This window comes from Roseimarinus sediminis (assembly GCF_050433125.1).
GTDB classification, from domain to species: domain Bacteria; phylum Bacteroidota; class Bacteroidia; order Bacteroidales; family Prolixibacteraceae; genus Roseimarinus; species Roseimarinus sediminis.
In genome coordinates this window covers 1-16,170 of the sequence record NZ_JBNPXV010000009.1, presented here as the reverse complement: position 1 = coordinate 16,170, position 16,170 = coordinate 1, and the positions used below count along the sequence as shown (strand labels likewise).

Below are 16,170 nucleotides of genomic sequence, written 5' to 3'. Positions count from 1 at the left end.
TTACTTTTTCGTTTTTGACTAATTCAGTTTTGTTGAGCGGATTTTATTGCTTACGTTCCACAAATCTCCATCGTTATAATATTCCAGTGAATTGCCGCAGTGAACAATGATAATTTCCTGGTCGGGAAGTACATAAATGTTTTGTCCCAGGTTGCCTGAAGCGGCAAACTGATAGGTCGAATCACAATTGGCATGCCCCCACCACTGATAGCTGTAGTAGCTGTGACTGCAATTGTCTCCACCAAGCCAGCCGGGGTAGATTTCGCGTGGAATTGATTGATCTTCGCGGGTAGATTTTACTACCCAGTCTTTCGAAATGATTTGCCTGCCGTTCCAGTTACCATCATAAAGAAACAAACGACCGAAGCGGGCGTAATCAATGGCCCTTGCAATAAGACGGCTGGGCATGTATTCAAAGCCCGATTTTTTGCTGTCGATGGAAAACAAGGCATCGTATTCCATGATTGGTGACCAAAGCTTTTCTTCCAGGTATTTCGATACGGTTTTGCTGCTAACCCGCTCAATGATTAATCCCAGATAGCTGGTATTGTAGTTGCAATATTGGAAGTCTTTTCCCGGTTCACTAGCAATGTCCACCTTCTTCAGTAACAATTTGCGAACATTCGGGTGATAGTAACCAATGGCTTCGTCGTGCCACGGTGCATGAATGGATGTTCCGGGAATAAAACTGGTATTGTATTTCAAACCTGAGCGCATTTCCAATAGATTTCGGATGGTGATCCTTTCAAAGCGCGGGTCGCGGTCTTTTAATTCAGGCAGGTATTTAGTCATCGGATCATTAATGCTGCTAATCAGTCCCTCGTCGATAGCCGCTCCAATTAAAAAAGAAATAAACGATTTGGCCATCGATTGGGAGTGAAAATACGCATCGCGGGTGAAACCGTTAAAATACTTCTCATACAGAATGGTATCCCTCCGGATGAAGATGAGGGCCGTGGTTTGCGATTTTTCGGCCCATTCATTGAACGAAGCAAAACCGGAATGTTGAACTCTGTCGGCGAACAGGCTTTCGACATAGGCTTCATCCAGCTTTTTTGTAAAACGAAAAGTATCAGAAGAACCGTTGATTACCCTGTTTTCGTAAAGTTGATAGTCGTATACATCGGCTACGTTTTGCGTGATTAAGCGATAAACATAGGTAGGCGAATACATCACTGATAAAACGATCAAGGCAACTATCAGAAGCACCAATGGGCTTAGAAAAATTATTATTACTACTCGTTTCATTTTGCTGAATTTTAGTGTTCAGGGGCAAAATTATGCTTATGAAGCTGCACTGAAGTTCGGGATGAACTCCAACAAGTTCCGAATTATAATTTCGAACCACAGATCATCTTTTTTACATTTTTGGATGTATTATGGAATTGGGTTTTTCATTTGTTAATTTAATTGTGCTTGTACGAAATAGGTTAAATTTATGATACTGATCTTATTTTCAGATTGTTTAGCTACTCAACAAACAGGGCATTGAAGGAAAAGCAAAGAACCGTAGATTCGTCTTATTTTGTTATTTTTGTTTACACCGGATTAAAATCCGGCGTTATAAAATTAGTCGTTCCTACGGAACTGGTTGTAAATTGCGTATCAAAAGTTGATTATAAACTATACAAATGCAATGGAAAATTCTGGCTATCCTCTCAAAAATGTTTTATTTATTCTGCTTGAGAAATTCTTTTGGCGTCATTCCCTCTTCTTTTTTGAAGTAGGTATTAAAAACGGTTTTTGAATTGAAGCCACTTTCATAAGCCAGACCAATCAGCGAGATATGACTGTTGGCCGGATCGATGGCCAGTTTTTTAAAATAGTTAATCCGGTAATGATTGATGAACTCGTTAAAGTTTTTGCCCATCCGTTCGTTCAGTAACCACGACAATTTGTTGGGATGAATCTCCACCTGATCGGCCAGTGAACGCAGTGAAAGATTGGGAATCAGAAAGGGTTCTTCTTCTTCGATAAAACGGAGCAGTTGATTGGAATACTTATCGGCTGACTGATCATCTAATAACGCGACTTTTTCTTTTGTGCTTTGTACTTCCTTGAGTGGCTTTCCATAGATTTTGTTTTTGAAAACTTCATACCGGGGATCGCTTTTTAAATTGTACGCAAGCGGGTCGCCATAACTGAGCAGCAAAACCGACGAGTTTAGTTTTAAAGCCCGATCGAGCCAGGTAAAGGCTTCATCGGTTTTACCCATGTTGGCATAGGCTAAATAGAGATAAGAATGCGCCTGAAAAGACCTGGGCTTTTGGGCCTCTGCAAAAAGTTGATCAAACGATCTTTGAGCATTTACTTCATCGTTTTTCAGGACATAAGCCAGGCACAAGGTGCCCAGCTGTTCATCGGCCACCACAATTTCGTTGGGCATGCTCTTCATGAAAGCGATGGCCTCATCGTAGCGTTTCAGGTGCAAGAGGCAATAAGCACGTACAAAATAGGCAGGAATGTTATGCGGATTCTTTTCAAGCGCTTCATCGTAGAGCGCCAGCGCTGCTTCGTAATGCTCGCTGCGATACAAATAGTAAGCACGGTAAAACAGGGTTTCCTGCGAAAGCGGGTCGATGCGATAAGCCAAATCGAGATGAACTTTTGCATTGGCCATATCGCCTGAAATGATGAAGAGAAAAGCCATAAACTGTTGTGCTTCGGGATAATTGGCTTTTAGTTCAACGGCTTTTCTGGCATATTTCATCGACTCCTGAAAATTGCTGTCGAAAAAGAAGGCCACATTGGCCAACAGGTAATGAACGCCTGCATTTTGCCGATCCAGTGAATAGGCCTTGTCGGTATAATCTCTCGATTTTTGCCAGGCTTCCTTGGAGGGCATCAATTCGGTTACCGCAAAAAAGCTGTAGGCATCGGCCAGTCCGATCCAGGCATCGGTATGTTGGGGATCCAGCTCAATGGCCTTTTCAAACAGTTCAATGGCTTTCTTCGCATCAACCGGATTCCATTTGTTAAAATGATATTTTGCTTTTAGGGAATATTCATAAGCATCAATACTATCCGTTTTTTTAGTGACCAGCTGTTCCTGTATTTCAAAGTGCCCGTATTGCTCCCTGAGCTTTTCGGCAATGTGCAGGCTGATTTCGTCCTGAATCTCGAAAATATTTTCCAGCTTACGGTCCCAGGTTTCCGACCAGAAATGAAAATCTTCTTCAGCATCAATGAGCTGTGCCGTAATTCGAACGGTATTGGCTGCCAGGCGAACACTGCCTTCCAAAATGCTTGAAACATTCAACGCTTTTGCAATCTGATTAATAGGAATGTGTTTGTTCTTGAAAAAGAACGATGAAGTTCGTGAAGTCACCTTCAGCTGTTTAATCCCGGCAAGTGCATTAATAATTTCTTCGGTAATACCATCGCTGAAATACTCCATCTCCTCATTGTTGCTCATGTTGGCAAAAGGGAGCACGGCGATGGCTTTTTCTAATAGTTCGGATTTTATCATTTGTTCTCGCCAATGTAAATTGTTCTTGTTTTGTTTCCCTAATGTTTTCAAAGATAATTCAATGAATTACCCGAACATTGTGAAGCAAAACTATCAATTTTAACATAAGCAAGAATGAAAAGTTTAAGTGGACATATTTTAATGGCTGCTGTTCTTCTGGTTTCTTGTCATTAAAATCGCAATGGTTAGAATGTACACGAATACAATGGCAAGGGGGATTGCCACAAAGCGTTGTTGTGGCAAGGCATACCAAAGAATCAGTACGATTACCGTTCTGACAACGGAATGAAAAATTCCTACCCAATGTTTGATCATCCATGAAAACGGGACCCACATCAGCCCGGTCAAAATGCCGATGGTCATTGGGAGTGAGCTGTAATCGATTAAGAAAAACGGAATGGCGATGGAATAAACCAGTACGGCCTGAAAAACGGTAAACAGGAACAGCCGGTCGAATTCGTTTTTCGCTTTGCTTTTATCCAGAAATTTTTCTCCGGTAAATTTAGAAATAAACAGGGCCATATAAACAATGCTGCCGGTTGCAATAAACAGCACCCAAACGCTTACCACAGGAGGAAACAGCGTGCCTGCAATTCCGGAAATCAGCCAGGCAATTATTCCTGCAATCGGAGTGGCCATGAATTTACGTTTGGCAAATTCTTCTCTTTGTTGTTCAAGTGTTTTTGTGAATTGTTCCATTTGTATTTAACTTATCAAACTGCCTAAAGTTTAATCCATTGAGCTGGTTTTTTTAAAAATCAGTTGACTATGCTCTTTTGCTAGTGCTGTGAAAAGCAGGCGCGAGTCTTCCAGTGCGGCCCTCCGATGGCCGATGCCTCTTGCTTACGCTTCGTGCGCTTCGAAAAAGAAAACAATGCAGCGAAAAGTTGAGCCAGCCAACTTCTCCCCTTTCCTGCTTCCATGCTGCCTAAGGCCCCATCCATCCTGTACCAGGCTAAAAAGCTGCTGAATGTTCAGACAGCTTATTAGTCCGGACAGTCTATTAAAGCTGTTCTTCCTTTTCAAATGTTTCGATTTCCTGCAAAAAGCCCAGCGCCTCATCGAGCTGACTGCCGCTTCCTTTCAATAAACGTCTCATCCATGGCTTGTTGATGTTTTTCGAACGAAGCGCCCTTAGCAGCAGGAGCGACAGGAGCTGAAGTACAATGCTTAGCACGGCAAAGCCGATAATCGTCTCGCGGCTGATGAACACAACAGGATCGAAAGCCCACAGGGCTTTGACTACAAATAAGCCGATGAAGAGTCCAAAGGGAAGCATGTAGGCAGCGATCCGAAGATTGCTCAGCAACAAAAGTTTCAGCTTCGACAGCTGACTTTGCAGCCTTAGCACCGGTGCATCGTAATTCAGCATCGAGATGAGCCGTAGCTGGCGAATGGACACGGCACTCAAAAGCAAGGAAAAAAACGCAACCACCGCCCCCGAAAAGGCCAGGTACCACACCTCCCAATTCGTACTGATAAAATAAAAGGCATACCCGGCACTCAGGGTGTAAAACAGCAAAGTGCCCAGCGGCAGGAAAAGCAGGCTTTGAACCGATTTCCTTGCATTGTGAAGCTCCACTTTTTTCAGCAGGGTAAGATCCGGATTTCTGGTACTGGCTAATTGTATTTCGTTTTGCCTCCAAAGGGCTTCGATATTTCTATTTTCCATGTTCATACTCCTTAAATTTTTTCTGTAACTGTTTTTTGATACGGCCAATTTTCGTTCCTACATTGCTTTCAGATAGGCCCATGGCCTGTGCAATGTCGTTGTGATGATTGCCATCGAGGTACATGATCAGGATGGCCTTGTTCAATGGATCAAGCTCCTCTATGAATTGTTGCAGCAGCCTGAGGTCATCATTGCTTTCTTCAGGCCCGGCTTCGTCGATGCTCACCAGTTTCTCGGGCATGGGCGCCAGGTATTTCTGACGAGTACTGATTTTTCGGAAATGCGAAATGGAAACATTGAAGGCCACCTTGTACATCCAGGTCGTTACCTTTACCTGATGATCGAAACGAGGATAGGCCTTCAGCAGATGAAAAATAATTTCCTGTATCAGATCTTCCTGTTCATGCTGCGCTTTGCAGTAACTGTTGGCCACCTTGTAAATTAATCCCAGGTTTTCCTTAATCAGCCCGGTAATTTCATCGTGTTCTCCTTTGGTCATCTGTTTGATTTCAGTTGATGCTTGAAAGCCCAATGGTCAACTTTCGTCATGGCTTCGCTGCTGTGTCGTATCCCATTGTGCGTTTCACCTTCAACAAGATAACATTCTCCGCCCGAATAAGCCTCAATTACTGCCGGATATTCATGAGCCAGAAAGGTTTCATCGTTCTTTCCAAGCAGAACAAGCAGGGGCTGATCAATGTTCCTCAGGGCCTTCACATAGTCAATGGGAACACAGGCCTCCATGCTCCGGTAGGAATAAGAACGTAGCGGCATTTGTTCCGGAAGGTTATAATACACCACTTTCAGCGAATCGTAGCGATGGATGCCCAGCTCGTTGAGCATGCGCAGGCCCAGTCCTCTTGAAAGATGCGACCTGACAAAGTTGTTTTCAAGGGCCAGATTTTTGGAACTGGTAGGTGCACTGGCACCCAAATTGGGTGCAAACAATAGATAGCCATCTACTTTGGTGTCGGGGAAGGTTTCAGCATGGCGCAACACAATACCTCCACCCATGGAGTGGCCTGCCAGAATAATTTTTTGGCCTGGCTGTTGATGCTTTACCGCGGCAATGACCTCGTCAAGATCTTTGGCATATTGATTTGTGGCAGAAACATCGCCCGGGATCCCCCCCGACTGGCCATGCCCCCGCAAATCAATGGCGATGATCTCTGCCTGCAGGGCCTCGCGAAGCAGTCCGGCCATTTTGTTGTAAGTAAAACTGCTCGACAAAACCCCGTGCAATAAAATCAGCGTGCTTCCCGAGTTCTTTGCATACTTTTGAGCATGCAGCTGAACACCGTCCTCCATCACAAAGTTGATGCTTTCGTATTCATGGAGCTGTTCAAAGCCCATGTCGGCCATGGCCTTAGGACTTAAGGCTGCCTGATAAGCGTGGGGAAATACAGGGTCGGGAAAAGCAATCATTTGCAAGGCTTCATGAACAATGCGCAAACTATCGGCATTTTCTTTGGCCCACATGGCCGGGCTGGTAAAAAAAAGCAAGATCACTACCATCAATACTTTCATTTTTTGTGTTTTCATTTTCTGATCTTTTTAAAGTTTGTTCACTCCATTCATCGTTTCACCTTCTAAAAAATCACAGCCCCCCGGCAAAAAACTAAAACAAGGGGTATTAAAATGAATGCAGTACCCGGCTGCTAATAAATAAATTTTTCCCTGCAACTTTCAATTTCGTTTTAAAAACATGTTGCAGGAAATAATTTAAGTTATTATTATTGATAAATTTTACAATTTAGTAGTGCCCTCTTGTTTTTAACAGGCCGGGTGAAAAAAACCAATTGGTACCAGCAGGTACTTTGCAAATCAAACTTTATAACCTTAATAAATCAAAAATGGCTAACATCAAATTTCATTTAGGAGAAGAAATCCCCCTCGAAATGCACAAGGTAAGAATGGTTCAACGTTTAGACCTTGTGCCCATCGAAAGAAGACAAGAGGCAATTCAGGAAGCCGGAAACAACACCTTTCTGCTTTTTAACAAAGATATTTATCTCGACATGCTTACCGACAGCGGGGTGAATGCCATGAGCGACAAACAAACCGCATCGATGCTGGTGGTGGATGACAGCTATGCCGGTTCGGCAACCTATACCCGACTGAAAGACAAACTGACTGAAATTTTTGGTACCGAATATTTTCTGCCGGTGCATCAGGGGCGTGCCTGCGAGAACCTGCTCGCTAAGTTCTTTGTAAAAGAAGGCACCTTTGTTCCCATGAACTATCACTTTACCACCACCAAAGCCCATATCATGGTGAACGGTGGAACGGTACTTGAACTTTTCAAATCCGAAGCACTGAACCCCATTAGCACCGATCCCTTTAAAGGCAACATGGATCTGGATGCCCTGCAGCAGGTAATCGAAAAAGAGGGCGCCGAAAAAATTGCCTTCATTCGTATGGAAGCCGGAACCAACCTTATTGGTGGTCAGCCCGTCGCCCTTGACAACTTCATGGCCGTAAGTAAAATCGCCCGCGCCAATGGGATTCCTTTCATTATCGATGCCAGCTTGTGGGCCGATAACCTTCATTTCATTAAAACTCGCGAAGAGAAGTACAGGGAGCTGTCGACACGCGAAATCACCCGCATGATGACCGATACCGCCGACCTCGTTTATTTCTCGGCCCGTAAATTGGGGCATGTAAGGGGGGGTGGCATTATTACCAACAATGAAGAAACTTACAAACGCTTGCTCGAGATGCTGCCGCTGTACGAAGGCTTCTCGACCTATGGCGGCATGTCGACACGCGAAATGGAAGCCATGACGGTTGGTTTGGATGAAACCATGGATGAGGAAATGATCAACCAGGGCCCGATCTTTATTAAATTCATGGTGGAAGAATTGCTGAAACTGGGCGTTCCGGTTGTAACTCCTCCGGGAGGACTGGGCTGTCACCTCGATGCCATGCAGTTCCTTTCGCACGTACCACAGGAACAATATCGCGCCGGAGCACTGGGTGCCGCCCTCTACCTTGCCAGTGGTGTAAGGGGAATGGAACGGGGTACTGTTTCGGAAGAAAGAAATGCCGACGGAAGCGATCATTTAGCCGCTGTTGAATTATTGCGACTGGCCCTCCCCCGTCGTGTTTTTACCCTTTCGCAGGTGAAATATACCATCGACCGGATTGCCTGGCTGTATGAAAACCGGAAATTGATCGGCGGACTTGAATTTTACGACGAACCCAAGGTGCTGCGCTTCTTCTTTGGTAAACTGAAACCAACCTCCGACTGGCAGGAAAAGCTGGTGGCCAAGTTCAAAGCCGATTTTGGAGACAGTTTGTAGCCAATACGAATTAAATAAATTTCCTATAAAAGCTGTACTTCGAAAGTGTACAGCTTTTTTCTTTTGATCCCCTTCGTTTGAATGCAAGGGAAACAAAGGGCTTGCACTAACGCATCTCTGACGAGAGAAATCCAGCTTATTGGAAGCCAAAGCAGGAAAAATATATAAAATCCATTAAAATTTCTTGTGGAGCGAGCCTGTCTTCCCCTCCGTCCAGGTATCTATATTTAGAAACTTTTTTATCTTTACGCTGATTATTGTGACAATAAGCAATGAGATATTTTGAGACTAGATTTATGGACGAAGCGGATAAATTTATCGCCCAACTAGATTCGAAAACAGCAAAAAAGATTTTCTATAATATTGATTTAGCAGAACAAACTAATGACCCAAAATTATTTAAGAAATTACAATCTGATATTTGGGAATTTAGGACAAAGGTTGCAGCGCTTCAAATTAGACTTCTTGCATTTTGGGATAAGTCTGATAAAAAGAAAACGCTGGTTATTGCAACGCACGGATTCATCAAAAAGATTGATAAAGTACCTGCAAATGAAATTAAAAGAGCAATGAGATTGCGAGAGAAATACTTTGACAGAAAAAAAAAGTAATTTATGGCAAAAAAGGAAATCAAGACCTTTACGCTTGCTGAGATGAAAGATAAATATATCGGCAAGGTTGGGACAACAGAGAGAGATGAATACGAATACGAACTTCGTATGGATGTATTAGGTAAAATGATTAAGACTGCCAGACAAGAACGTAAGCTGACTCAAGAGGAACTTGGTAAACTTGTTGGCGTTCAGAAAGCACAAATTTCGAAACTTGAACGTAGTGCTAATAGTGCAACTATTGACACGATTATAAAGGTATTTAAGGCATTAAAGGCGGAGATAAATTTTAATGTGAAGCTTGAAAATAATTTTGTAAAATTAGCTTAATAAAAACTCGGCTGGTGTAGTTTCTATCCCCCAGCTGATTGAGATATCCCGCCTCTCCTTCGTTTGAGTGCAAGGGAAACGAAGGGCTTGCACTAACGCGTCTCTGACGAGAGAAATCCAGCTTATTGGAAGCCAAAGCAGGAAAGCGAAAAAGGAAAATTGATAATCGGGTCGCTTATGAACTGAAGTTCTAACGGAGCTATGAATAGCCGTTGGCTTTAGCCTACGGACCAGGAAGAACAAAGAATCATCCGGCCACAGTAGCTCCTGTTCAAATGAATGGGTGCTGTATGGCCGGAAGATAATGGTGAATGGTGAATGATTAATGGTGAATTGTATCAAAACAAAACAGTCATTGGTCATTGGTCATTAAGGAAAAGGAAGATGGAAGCAAGACACTCAGGAACTAAGGAACTAAGGCACTCATGCACTTTTCTTGCTTTCACTGGTCTGATGTACGAGAGTATCATGATCTGGCAGCTGCTATCCCTTCCCTGACTTGGGCGTCTGCTGACGGAAGGGTGGCTTAGGAGGGGCAGACTGGCTGTCGGCTATTTTATTTAAATTGTTTTTGAGCATTGGTAACTCATTGTTAATTATTTGCCACACAATGTCGACATTGATGCCGAAGTAATGGTGGGCAATAATATTCCGTAATCCATATACTTTTGACCAGTTGATTTGAGGATGGTTTTTTTGATACTATCACTTAATTTGCCGCTTTCTTCACCTAAAACAATAAAATTCATCATGGCAGCATCAAAATCGCGGTCGTTCTGATACAATTCTTCTGCTGATTGATAAGCTGAGGTATAACGTAGAATCTTATTGATCGATTCCAGCATCGACAGTATAATATAATAGTCTTTGCTAAGCATAAATGGCATCTTTCAAGACCAGGGGTTTAAAGATGGGTTTTATCCATTTTTTTGAACAGATATCAATTTCTCGTTTTAAGTTTTTCTTGAGATATTCTTTAAGTTCATTTTCAATAGTGTATAAGTCGGGTGCATTGGTGTCGAATTCAACAATGATATCAATATCACTTTTGTCGGTTTGCTCGTTTCGGGCAAAGGATCCAAATAGACCAATTTCAGTGCAAAAATATTTTTCCTTTAGGATGTTTTTATGCTGCCTTAAGAATTGGATAATTTCGTTTGATGTGGTCATTGTTGCTGTTTTTTACAAATATAATAAATAAACGAATTCAGAGGGTAGCAAGAATCAGGCATCAGGACATTTGGTTCACTGAAACTCACGGCGTTGCCAAGAGCGACACCGTGTGTGCAAGCGCTTTTGCCTGAAAGCTTGATTGCCTGATAAAAGGAAAAAGTCAGAAAGTCATTGAGGAAAAGGAAAATTGATAATCGGGTCGCTTATGAACAGAGGTTCTTACAGAGCTATGAATAGCCGTTGGCTTTAGCCAACGGATTAGGAAGAATAAAGAATCATCCGGCCACAGTAGTGCCTGTTCAAATGAATGGGTGCTGTATGGCCGGAAGATAATGGTGAATGGTGAATGATTAATGGTGAATTGTATCAAAACAAAACAGTCATTAGTCATTGGTCATTAAGGAAAAGGAAGATGGAAGCAAGACACTCAGGAACTCAGGAACTAAGGCACTAAGGCACTCATGCACTCATACACTCATGCACTTTTCCTTTGTGATCTTTGTGCGTACTTCGTGTCCTTTGTGGTTAAGAAATGGTATCAGAACGCAAGACAAAATGGGGCTTTGCCCCAAACCCCACTGACTTTTTTGTCTTGACACAAAAAACTCAGGAAAAAAAGTCATCCCGACAATTGTCGGGACCAAAAAAAAGCATTTTCATCTTCACAATCACTAAGTGCGGCCGGGTGATCTTCTCCCTGACCGGGAGAAGCTTCCCGGTCTTACTAAGTGATTGTTTTGATTCGAAAGCATTTTTTTGGAGGCCGTAGCGCTATGGAAATGCCTTGTTGGTGGCGCCCATGCACTTTTCTCCTGCTTTCACTGGTCTGATGTACGAGAGCATCATTATCTGGTAGCTGCCATCCCTCCCCTTCAGGGGAGGTTAGGAGGGGTATTACCTGATTAAAGACTAAGGAACTAAGGCACTCATACACTCATACACTTTTCCTTTGTGTCCTTTGTGGTTAAAAATGGTAGCCAAAGCAGGATCAAATGCAGCCCCGTTTTTCCATTCACTAAGCAAAATGAACCATTCACTCAATTTTTCCGGCCATTCACTCAATTTATTTTACAAATACCTGATTTTGATATAGCTTTGTAGTGATATAAAAAAATAATTAGCCAACAGATGACGGCTCAGCCGTGGACTGTTTCAGGCTTGATAGCGTTCCCTGAAAAGCACAATTCAATCCTGATCATCATTCATAATTGATTGTGTTGCCTCTCTTACCGAAGAGGATGTCTAAAAAGATCATGGTGTGACTTTGTGATAAGCTTTGGGTGCCTTGTGCTGAAAGCTAACAAACAGAACCACAAAGGTAAACCAAGTACAAGCAAAGTAGCACAAAGGAAAAAGATAGAGTTGGATAACTTTTTAGACAGCCTCTTCCTTATTCGTCTTCACTGGCCAATGGCCGGCTTTTAAATAAAAGACTACTTCGCAAATGCAATTCTTATCCAAACTTTTGGGAGGCGGTGCCTCCGAATTCATCGACGGGGTGACCAATGCCGTGGATGAATTCACCTTGTCGAAAGAAGAGAAACAAGACTTTAAGTTAAAAATGCAGGAATACCTGCTTAAACTCGACGAGCGCGCCAAAGCAAGCTACCAGGAGGAACTGAATACCCGTTCCGAGATTATCAAAGCCGAAATGGCTCAGGGTGACGTGTTCACCAAAAGGGCCCGGCCTACCATTGTGTACACCGGATTGATCTTCATCTTTCTGGTCCATGTAATTCTTCCCATAGTCGGCTATTTTACCGGCGACACCGAAAGCCTGCAACAACTGAAACTACCCGGTGAATTCTGGTGGGCCTGGTCGACAGTGGTCGGCATTTATGGCGTTGGACGTACGGCCGAGAAATTCGGCATGGTGAACAGTTATACCCAGCTGGCTACCGGATCGGGAGCCGCCAATGTACAGCGGGGCAACGCACCGCTTCAAGCTAAAACACCCGCAGGATGATTCGCATCAGTGACCATGTAATCGACAACAGCGACGGCCTGTTGAAATTCAGCCTCCACGACACGCCGAATCACTCCGGCCTGTTTTCCGCCGGAATGCCCGACACCCTGGTCATTCATTACACAGCCGGAGCCGGCTACCAATCAACTGCCGAATGGTTGTGCAACGAAACAGCGGGTGCCTCGGCACACCTGGTCATTGGCAGGCAGGGAGAACTCGCCCAGCTCCTTCCCTTCAATAAAATGGCCTGGCATGCCGGCACCAGCGCATGGAAAGGGCGCACGCACCTGAATCGTTTCAGCATTGGCATCGAACTGGCCAATGCCGGCATGCTTACCCGGCGCGCCAGTGGTTATTTCACCTCCTTCGGTCAGAAAGTGGCCGACGACAAGGTGGTACTGGCCCGGCACAAAAGCCGGACTTCAGAAGAAGCATGGGAAGCCTTCAGCGAAGCCCAGCTCGAAATGTGCGAGGCCGTTTGCATTGCACTCAAACAATGCTATGACATTAAGGAAATTGTGGGGCACGACGACATTGCCCCCGAACGTAAAATCGACCCGGGGCCGGCCTTTCCCATGGAACACCTGCGCAGCAAAGTTTTGTTCGGGCGCAGCGATGCCAGCGAAGAAGCTCCCCTGCTCAGTGCAGGCCATCCTTCAATTCAGGGACTGGTACTGGCCGAACTGCTAAACATCCGTGCCTCACCGGTACTAAACGCTGCCACCGTAGCCGAACCCCTGCGCAAGGGAACCCGCTTCAGCGTGCTGAAACAGGACGATCGATGGGTGAAAGTAAAGGTGGTAACCGAAGGATGGATTCATAAGGACTTTATTAAACTGGTAGAATAGAGGAGAAGCAACTGGCTTTTTTAAGCAGAAATAAATTTTTGTTTAACTTAAAATTAAAGGCCATGGCCCAATTACTTTACGACCGGCACTCGCCAAATGTAGTGCTAAAAACGGCAAAGCGCCACATGCGTTTGTGCCGTCAGAACAAGGGCACCGAAGACCATGCAACGGCCATCGAACCCGCTTACAATGCCCTGCTCGAAAAAAGCGAAGCAAGCAAAGCGGCCGTTGAGAACTATGAAAACAACTACGACCTGGTAGTGATCTGTGATGCCGAACTGGATGATAAGGCAAGGGATTCTAAAGAAGCCGCCCAGAAATTCGACCGTGAGCATCCCGGTGAAATGACCACCACTAAGTTGTTTCCAAACGGAATTACACCCGTTATTTACGTATCGTACCAAAATGAACCCTCGGAAATCGAGAAGCTGATTTTACGGATCAACGATTTAGGTGCCGAACATGAACTGCATGTTTTGGTTGAACCCCTTCAAACAGCTTTGAACAATTCCAAGGAAGCATTGAATGCCTTAAACCTATCGATTGAGGCTTTAAAAACTGCTGAAGCGCTCGAACAAATTGCCAAGATTAACTTATGCAGGCAATACGAGCAAAATTACTATGCGGTATCGTCCAGGTTTGGAAAGCTATATGCCAACCGTTTGTTCCCTAAAATTGCAGTTCCACCAAGGCTATCTGATGAAGAAACTGAAAATTAGGAAAAAAGGGCAGTGAATTATTTTCTAAAGCTGAACGCAACGCTTGTTGACACCTGAAAAACGTTTTTTAGGCTTCTCGAAACGTGTTGAGACCTGAAAAAATTATTTCAGGCTTCAACACGCGCAGAGAAATGCTCAGAAATCTTTTTTTAGCATTCAACACGTAAAAAGTTACCTGAAAAAACTTTTTCAGGTAACTTTTTACGTGTTGAGACCAGAAAAACGTTTTTACAGTTCTGACCAAAAAAAAAGTTGCGCTTTAAAACTTTTTCAGGCTTCTCGCGATGTTGTAAACGCGAAAATGAACTCTTTTGGGCAACTTTTTTCATGTTGGTCTCGTTTAGCCGTCGAAAACACACCGCGAAGCATGTTGACGGGCTTTTAAAGCGATGGATGGAAGATTGAAGGAAAAAGATGGATGATTGACGATTGATGATTAACGATTGAAGATTAACGATTAACGATTAACGATTGAAGATGATCGATTAACGATTGAAGATTAACGAAGGCATTTCCTTTTTTCATAGGCAGTACCATTTTCAGATGGAAGATGAATAGAGTCAATGAGTCATTGAGGAAAAGGAAAATGGAAGAAGGAAGATGGAATCATGTATCAAGACACAAGTTAAAAAGATAGGAAGTCAGTAAGTCATTGGTCAATGAGTCATTTCTGCTGATTCGTACCGTGTTGGGAGGCGCTAGCTCCGACTCGCGCATTTTAATGTATACAGGCATGACAGATTCCAATAATGATGAATTGAAACCCCGTTCGAACCGCTTTGCCCTTTGCTCCCGGCTCCATGTTCCCTACTCCATGCTCTCTGCACTCTGCGCTCCACCCTCCGCAATTATCCAAAGCGGCAGCGCCGCGATACTGTTTATAGCAGAAAAGTACGACACAGGAAGAGCGATGAAGCGCACCGGGAAATAAACAGGGCAAGCAATTTTCCAATAATGCATTTTATGAAACACATTCAGCGTATTTTAGAAGCCATGAGTTTTCCTTTGGAATTTTAAATTAAACTTTTCATAAATAGAAAAGATTGCATAGTTTTGTATCCAGGTGAATACAGATTGATCAATGTATATCATTGAGAAAACAGACGAATTTGACAAATGGCTGAGAAAACTAAAAGATTTAAGGGCCAAAGCCAAAATATTGTTTCGCATTCAAAAAATTGAGATTGATGAACACTTTGGAGACTGCGAACCTGTTGGCAATGGGATTCGGGAATTAAAAATTGACTACGCAAAAGGATACAGAGTATATTTTAAAGCATCTGATGGAAAAATCATTATTCTGCTAATTGGTGGAGACAAATCAACTCAGCAGAAAGACATAGAAAAGGCAAAGGCGATTCTAAAACGAATTAAAAAGCAGAAAAATGGAAACTACAAAATTTGATATAGCAGACTATTTAGATAGTAACGAAATGATTGCAGAATATCTGAATGCTGTTTTAGCAGAAGGAAATGATTCCGATGTAATTACAGCAATCGGACATATTGCAAAATCAATAGGAATGACAAAAATTGCTCAGGCAAGCGGATTAAGCAGACCAAGTTTATATAAAGCTTTATCTGATGGTGCTAAGCCGCAATTCGAGACAATTATGAAAGTACTGAGAGCAATCGGCGGACAAATACAAATAAAACCAGATAACTCAATAAAAAACGCCTCCTAATAATTTGACATCAATCACACGCATGATCCCAGGCTGGTCGGTTTGTTCACAACTGCTGGTCCCGATGAGCCGTCGAAAATGCACTGCGAAGCATGTTGAGGGGCCTTTAAAAAGATTGATGGAAGATTGATGGAAAAAGATGGATGATTAACGATTGAAGATTAACGATTAACGATTGAAGATGATCGATCAACGATTGAAGATTAACGAAGGCATTTCCTTTTTTCATAGGCAGTACCATTTTCAGATGGAAGATTAATAGAGTCAATGAGTCATTAAGTCATTGAGGAAAAGGAAAATGGAAGAAGGAAGATGGAAAAATGGAATCATGTATCAGGTATCAAGACACAAGACAAAAAGTTAGGAAGTCAGTAAGTCATTGGTCAATGAGTCAT

At 43.2% G+C, this 16,170-nt stretch carries 18 protein-coding genes; 8 read left to right on the top strand and 10 right to left on the bottom strand.

Annotated elements, in window-relative coordinates:
- Window positions 1–18: 18 nt before the first annotated feature.
- From FHS86_RS12555 to FHS86_RS12530, 6 genes are all read right to left on the bottom strand, one after another.
- On the bottom strand, window positions 19–1,248 hold the full coding sequence (locus FHS86_RS12555; RefSeq protein ID WP_429414057.1) for a serine hydrolase domain-containing protein: 1,230 nt from the start codon (window positions 1,246–1,248) through the stop codon (window positions 19–21).
- A 421-nt stretch (window positions 1,249–1,669) separates the two neighbouring features.
- Window positions 1,670–3,469, bottom strand: a complete 1,800-nt coding sequence (locus tag FHS86_RS12550) for a tetratricopeptide repeat protein (protein ID WP_429414054.1) — start codon at window positions 3,467–3,469, stop codon at window positions 1,670–1,672.
- 138 nt (window positions 3,470–3,607) lie between these two features.
- Window positions 3,608–4,168, bottom strand: coding sequence for a DUF7010 family protein (locus FHS86_RS12545; RefSeq protein WP_429414051.1), 561 nt, complete (start codon window positions 4,166–4,168; stop codon window positions 3,608–3,610).
- A 304-nt stretch (window positions 4,169–4,472) separates the two neighbouring features.
- On the bottom strand, window positions 4,473–5,141 hold the full coding sequence (locus tag FHS86_RS12540) for a hypothetical protein (protein WP_429414048.1): 669 nt from the start codon (window positions 5,139–5,141) through the stop codon (window positions 4,473–4,475).
- Entirely contained in the window at window positions 5,131–5,640 is a 510-nt protein-coding gene (locus FHS86_RS12535) for an RNA polymerase sigma factor (RefSeq protein WP_429414045.1), read from the bottom strand. Before FHS86_RS12535 ends, FHS86_RS12540 begins: the two co-directional genes overlap by 11 nt.
- The gene (locus tag FHS86_RS12530; protein WP_429414042.1) at window positions 5,637–6,683 is read right to left on the bottom strand and encodes an alpha/beta hydrolase; all 1,047 of its coding nucleotides are present in this window, start codon (window positions 6,681–6,683) and stop codon (window positions 5,637–5,639) included. The genes FHS86_RS12535 and FHS86_RS12530 overlap by 4 nt, the downstream gene beginning before the upstream one ends.
- 311 nt (window positions 6,684–6,994) lie before the next feature.
- Between FHS86_RS12530 and FHS86_RS12525 the strand changes: the two genes are divergently transcribed.
- The 3 genes from FHS86_RS12525 to FHS86_RS12515 all read left to right on the top strand — a co-directional run bounded on the left by FHS86_RS12525 (window position 6,995) and on the right by FHS86_RS12515 (window position 9,384).
- Complete coding sequence (locus FHS86_RS12525; protein ID WP_429414039.1) at window positions 6,995–8,443, top strand: tryptophanase; 1,449 nt, start codon at window positions 6,995–6,997, stop codon at window positions 8,441–8,443.
- Window positions 8,444–8,739: 296 nt separating this feature from the next.
- Window positions 8,740–9,054 (top strand): type II toxin-antitoxin system RelE/ParE family toxin, encoded by a 315-nt coding sequence (locus tag FHS86_RS12520; protein WP_429414036.1) that lies wholly within the window; start codon window positions 8,740–8,742, stop codon window positions 9,052–9,054.
- Between the two features lie 3 nt (window positions 9,055–9,057).
- Window positions 9,058–9,384 carry a helix-turn-helix domain-containing protein gene (locus FHS86_RS12515; RefSeq protein WP_429414033.1) on the top strand — a complete coding sequence of 109 codons (327 nt, stop codon included), beginning with the start codon at window positions 9,058–9,060 and terminating at the stop codon, window positions 9,382–9,384.
- 483 nt (window positions 9,385–9,867) lie between these two features.
- Here FHS86_RS12515 and FHS86_RS12510 read toward each other — a convergent pair whose 3' ends face one another.
- From FHS86_RS12510 to FHS86_RS12500, 3 genes are read right to left on the bottom strand one after another with little or no spacing between them, the layout of a single operon-like run.
- Window positions 9,868–10,029, bottom strand: coding sequence for a HepT-like ribonuclease domain-containing protein (locus FHS86_RS12510; RefSeq protein ID WP_429414432.1), 162 nt, complete (start codon window positions 10,027–10,029; stop codon window positions 9,868–9,870).
- The gene (locus tag FHS86_RS12505; protein ID WP_429414030.1) at window positions 9,981–10,262 is read right to left on the bottom strand and encodes a HepT-like ribonuclease domain-containing protein; all 282 of its coding nucleotides are present in this window, start codon (window positions 10,260–10,262) and stop codon (window positions 9,981–9,983) included. Before FHS86_RS12505 ends, FHS86_RS12510 begins: the two co-directional genes overlap by 49 nt.
- Window positions 10,255–10,554, bottom strand: coding sequence for a nucleotidyltransferase family protein (locus FHS86_RS12500; RefSeq protein WP_429414027.1), 300 nt, complete (start codon window positions 10,552–10,554; stop codon window positions 10,255–10,257). The genes FHS86_RS12505 and FHS86_RS12500 overlap by 8 nt, the downstream gene beginning before the upstream one ends.
- Window positions 10,555–12,001: 1,447 nt before the next feature.
- On the opposite strand from FHS86_RS12500, the gene FHS86_RS12495 reads away from it, so the two are divergent.
- From FHS86_RS12495 to FHS86_RS12485, 3 genes are all read left to right on the top strand, one after another.
- Window positions 12,002–12,523, top strand: a complete 522-nt coding sequence (locus FHS86_RS12495) for a holin family protein (RefSeq protein WP_429414025.1) — start codon at window positions 12,002–12,004, stop codon at window positions 12,521–12,523.
- Window positions 12,520–13,371 carry an N-acetylmuramoyl-L-alanine amidase gene (locus tag FHS86_RS12490; protein ID WP_429414022.1) on the top strand — a complete coding sequence of 284 codons (852 nt, stop codon included), beginning with the start codon at window positions 12,520–12,522 and terminating at the stop codon, window positions 13,369–13,371. The genes FHS86_RS12495 and FHS86_RS12490 overlap by 4 nt, the downstream gene beginning before the upstream one ends.
- 62 nt (window positions 13,372–13,433) lie before the next feature.
- Complete coding sequence (locus tag FHS86_RS12485) at window positions 13,434–14,090, top strand: hypothetical protein (protein WP_429414019.1); 657 nt, start codon at window positions 13,434–13,436, stop codon at window positions 14,088–14,090.
- A gap of 149 nt (window positions 14,091–14,239) precedes the next feature.
- Here FHS86_RS12485 and FHS86_RS12480 read toward each other — a convergent pair whose 3' ends face one another.
- Entirely contained in the window at window positions 14,240–14,419 is a 180-nt protein-coding gene (locus FHS86_RS12480; RefSeq protein WP_429414017.1) for a hypothetical protein, read from the bottom strand.
- 752 nt (window positions 14,420–15,171) lie between these two features.
- Between FHS86_RS12480 and FHS86_RS12475 the strand changes: the two genes are divergently transcribed.
- Together FHS86_RS12475 and FHS86_RS12470 are read left to right on the top strand one after the other, a co-directional pair.
- Window positions 15,172–15,495 (top strand): type II toxin-antitoxin system RelE/ParE family toxin, encoded by a 324-nt coding sequence (locus FHS86_RS12475; RefSeq protein ID WP_429414015.1) that lies wholly within the window; start codon window positions 15,172–15,174, stop codon window positions 15,493–15,495.
- Entirely contained in the window at window positions 15,476–15,775 is a 300-nt protein-coding gene (locus tag FHS86_RS12470; RefSeq protein ID WP_429414012.1) for an addiction module antidote protein, read from the top strand. The genes FHS86_RS12475 and FHS86_RS12470 overlap by 20 nt, the downstream gene beginning before the upstream one ends.
- Window positions 15,776–16,170: the final 395 nt, after the last annotated feature.

What these genes read in the sequence shown, in the direction of transcription:
- FHS86_RS12530 (WP_429414042.1), bottom strand. Translation starts at nt 6,683, where the DNA reads ATGAAAACACAAAAAATGAAAGTATTGATGGTAGTGATCTTGCTTTTT.
- FHS86_RS12485 (WP_429414019.1), top strand. Translation starts at nt 13,434, where the DNA reads ATGGCCCAATTACTTTACGACCGGCACTCGCCAAATGTAGTGCTAAAA.
- FHS86_RS12535 (WP_429414045.1), bottom strand. Translation starts at nt 5,640, where the DNA reads ATGACCAAAGGAGAACACGATGAAATTACCGGGCTGATTAAGGAAAAC.
- FHS86_RS12480 (WP_429414017.1), bottom strand. Translation starts at nt 14,419, where the DNA reads ATGAAAAAAGTTGCCCAAAAGAGTTCATTTTCGCGTTTACAACATCGC.
- FHS86_RS12545 (WP_429414051.1), bottom strand. Translation starts at nt 4,168, where the DNA reads ATGGAACAATTCACAAAAACACTTGAACAACAAAGAGAAGAATTTGCC.
- FHS86_RS12495 (WP_429414025.1), top strand. Translation starts at nt 12,002, where the DNA reads ATGCAATTCTTATCCAAACTTTTGGGAGGCGGTGCCTCCGAATTCATC.
- FHS86_RS12520 (WP_429414036.1), top strand. Translation starts at nt 8,740, where the DNA reads ATGGACGAAGCGGATAAATTTATCGCCCAACTAGATTCGAAAACAGCA.
- FHS86_RS12550 (WP_429414054.1), bottom strand. Translation starts at nt 3,469, where the DNA reads ATGATAAAATCCGAACTATTAGAAAAAGCCATCGCCGTGCTCCCTTTT.
- FHS86_RS12540 (WP_429414048.1), bottom strand. Translation starts at nt 5,141, where the DNA reads ATGGAAAATAGAAATATCGAAGCCCTTTGGAGGCAAAACGAAATACAA.
- FHS86_RS12490 (WP_429414022.1), top strand. Translation starts at nt 12,520, where the DNA reads ATGATTCGCATCAGTGACCATGTAATCGACAACAGCGACGGCCTGTTG.
- FHS86_RS12515 (WP_429414033.1), top strand. Translation starts at nt 9,058, where the DNA reads ATGGCAAAAAAGGAAATCAAGACCTTTACGCTTGCTGAGATGAAAGAT.
- FHS86_RS12500 (WP_429414027.1), bottom strand. Translation starts at nt 10,554, where the DNA reads ATGACCACATCAAACGAAATTATCCAATTCTTAAGGCAGCATAAAAAC.
- FHS86_RS12555 (WP_429414057.1), bottom strand. Translation starts at nt 1,248, where the DNA reads ATGAAACGAGTAGTAATAATAATTTTTCTAAGCCCATTGGTGCTTCTG.
- FHS86_RS12525 (WP_429414039.1), top strand. Translation starts at nt 6,995, where the DNA reads ATGGCTAACATCAAATTTCATTTAGGAGAAGAAATCCCCCTCGAAATG.
- FHS86_RS12505 (WP_429414030.1), bottom strand. Translation starts at nt 10,262, where the DNA reads ATGCTTAGCAAAGACTATTATATTATACTGTCGATGCTGGAATCGATC.
- FHS86_RS12470 (WP_429414012.1), top strand. Translation starts at nt 15,476, where the DNA reads ATGGAAACTACAAAATTTGATATAGCAGACTATTTAGATAGTAACGAA.
- FHS86_RS12475 (WP_429414015.1), top strand. Translation starts at nt 15,172, where the DNA reads ATGTATATCATTGAGAAAACAGACGAATTTGACAAATGGCTGAGAAAA.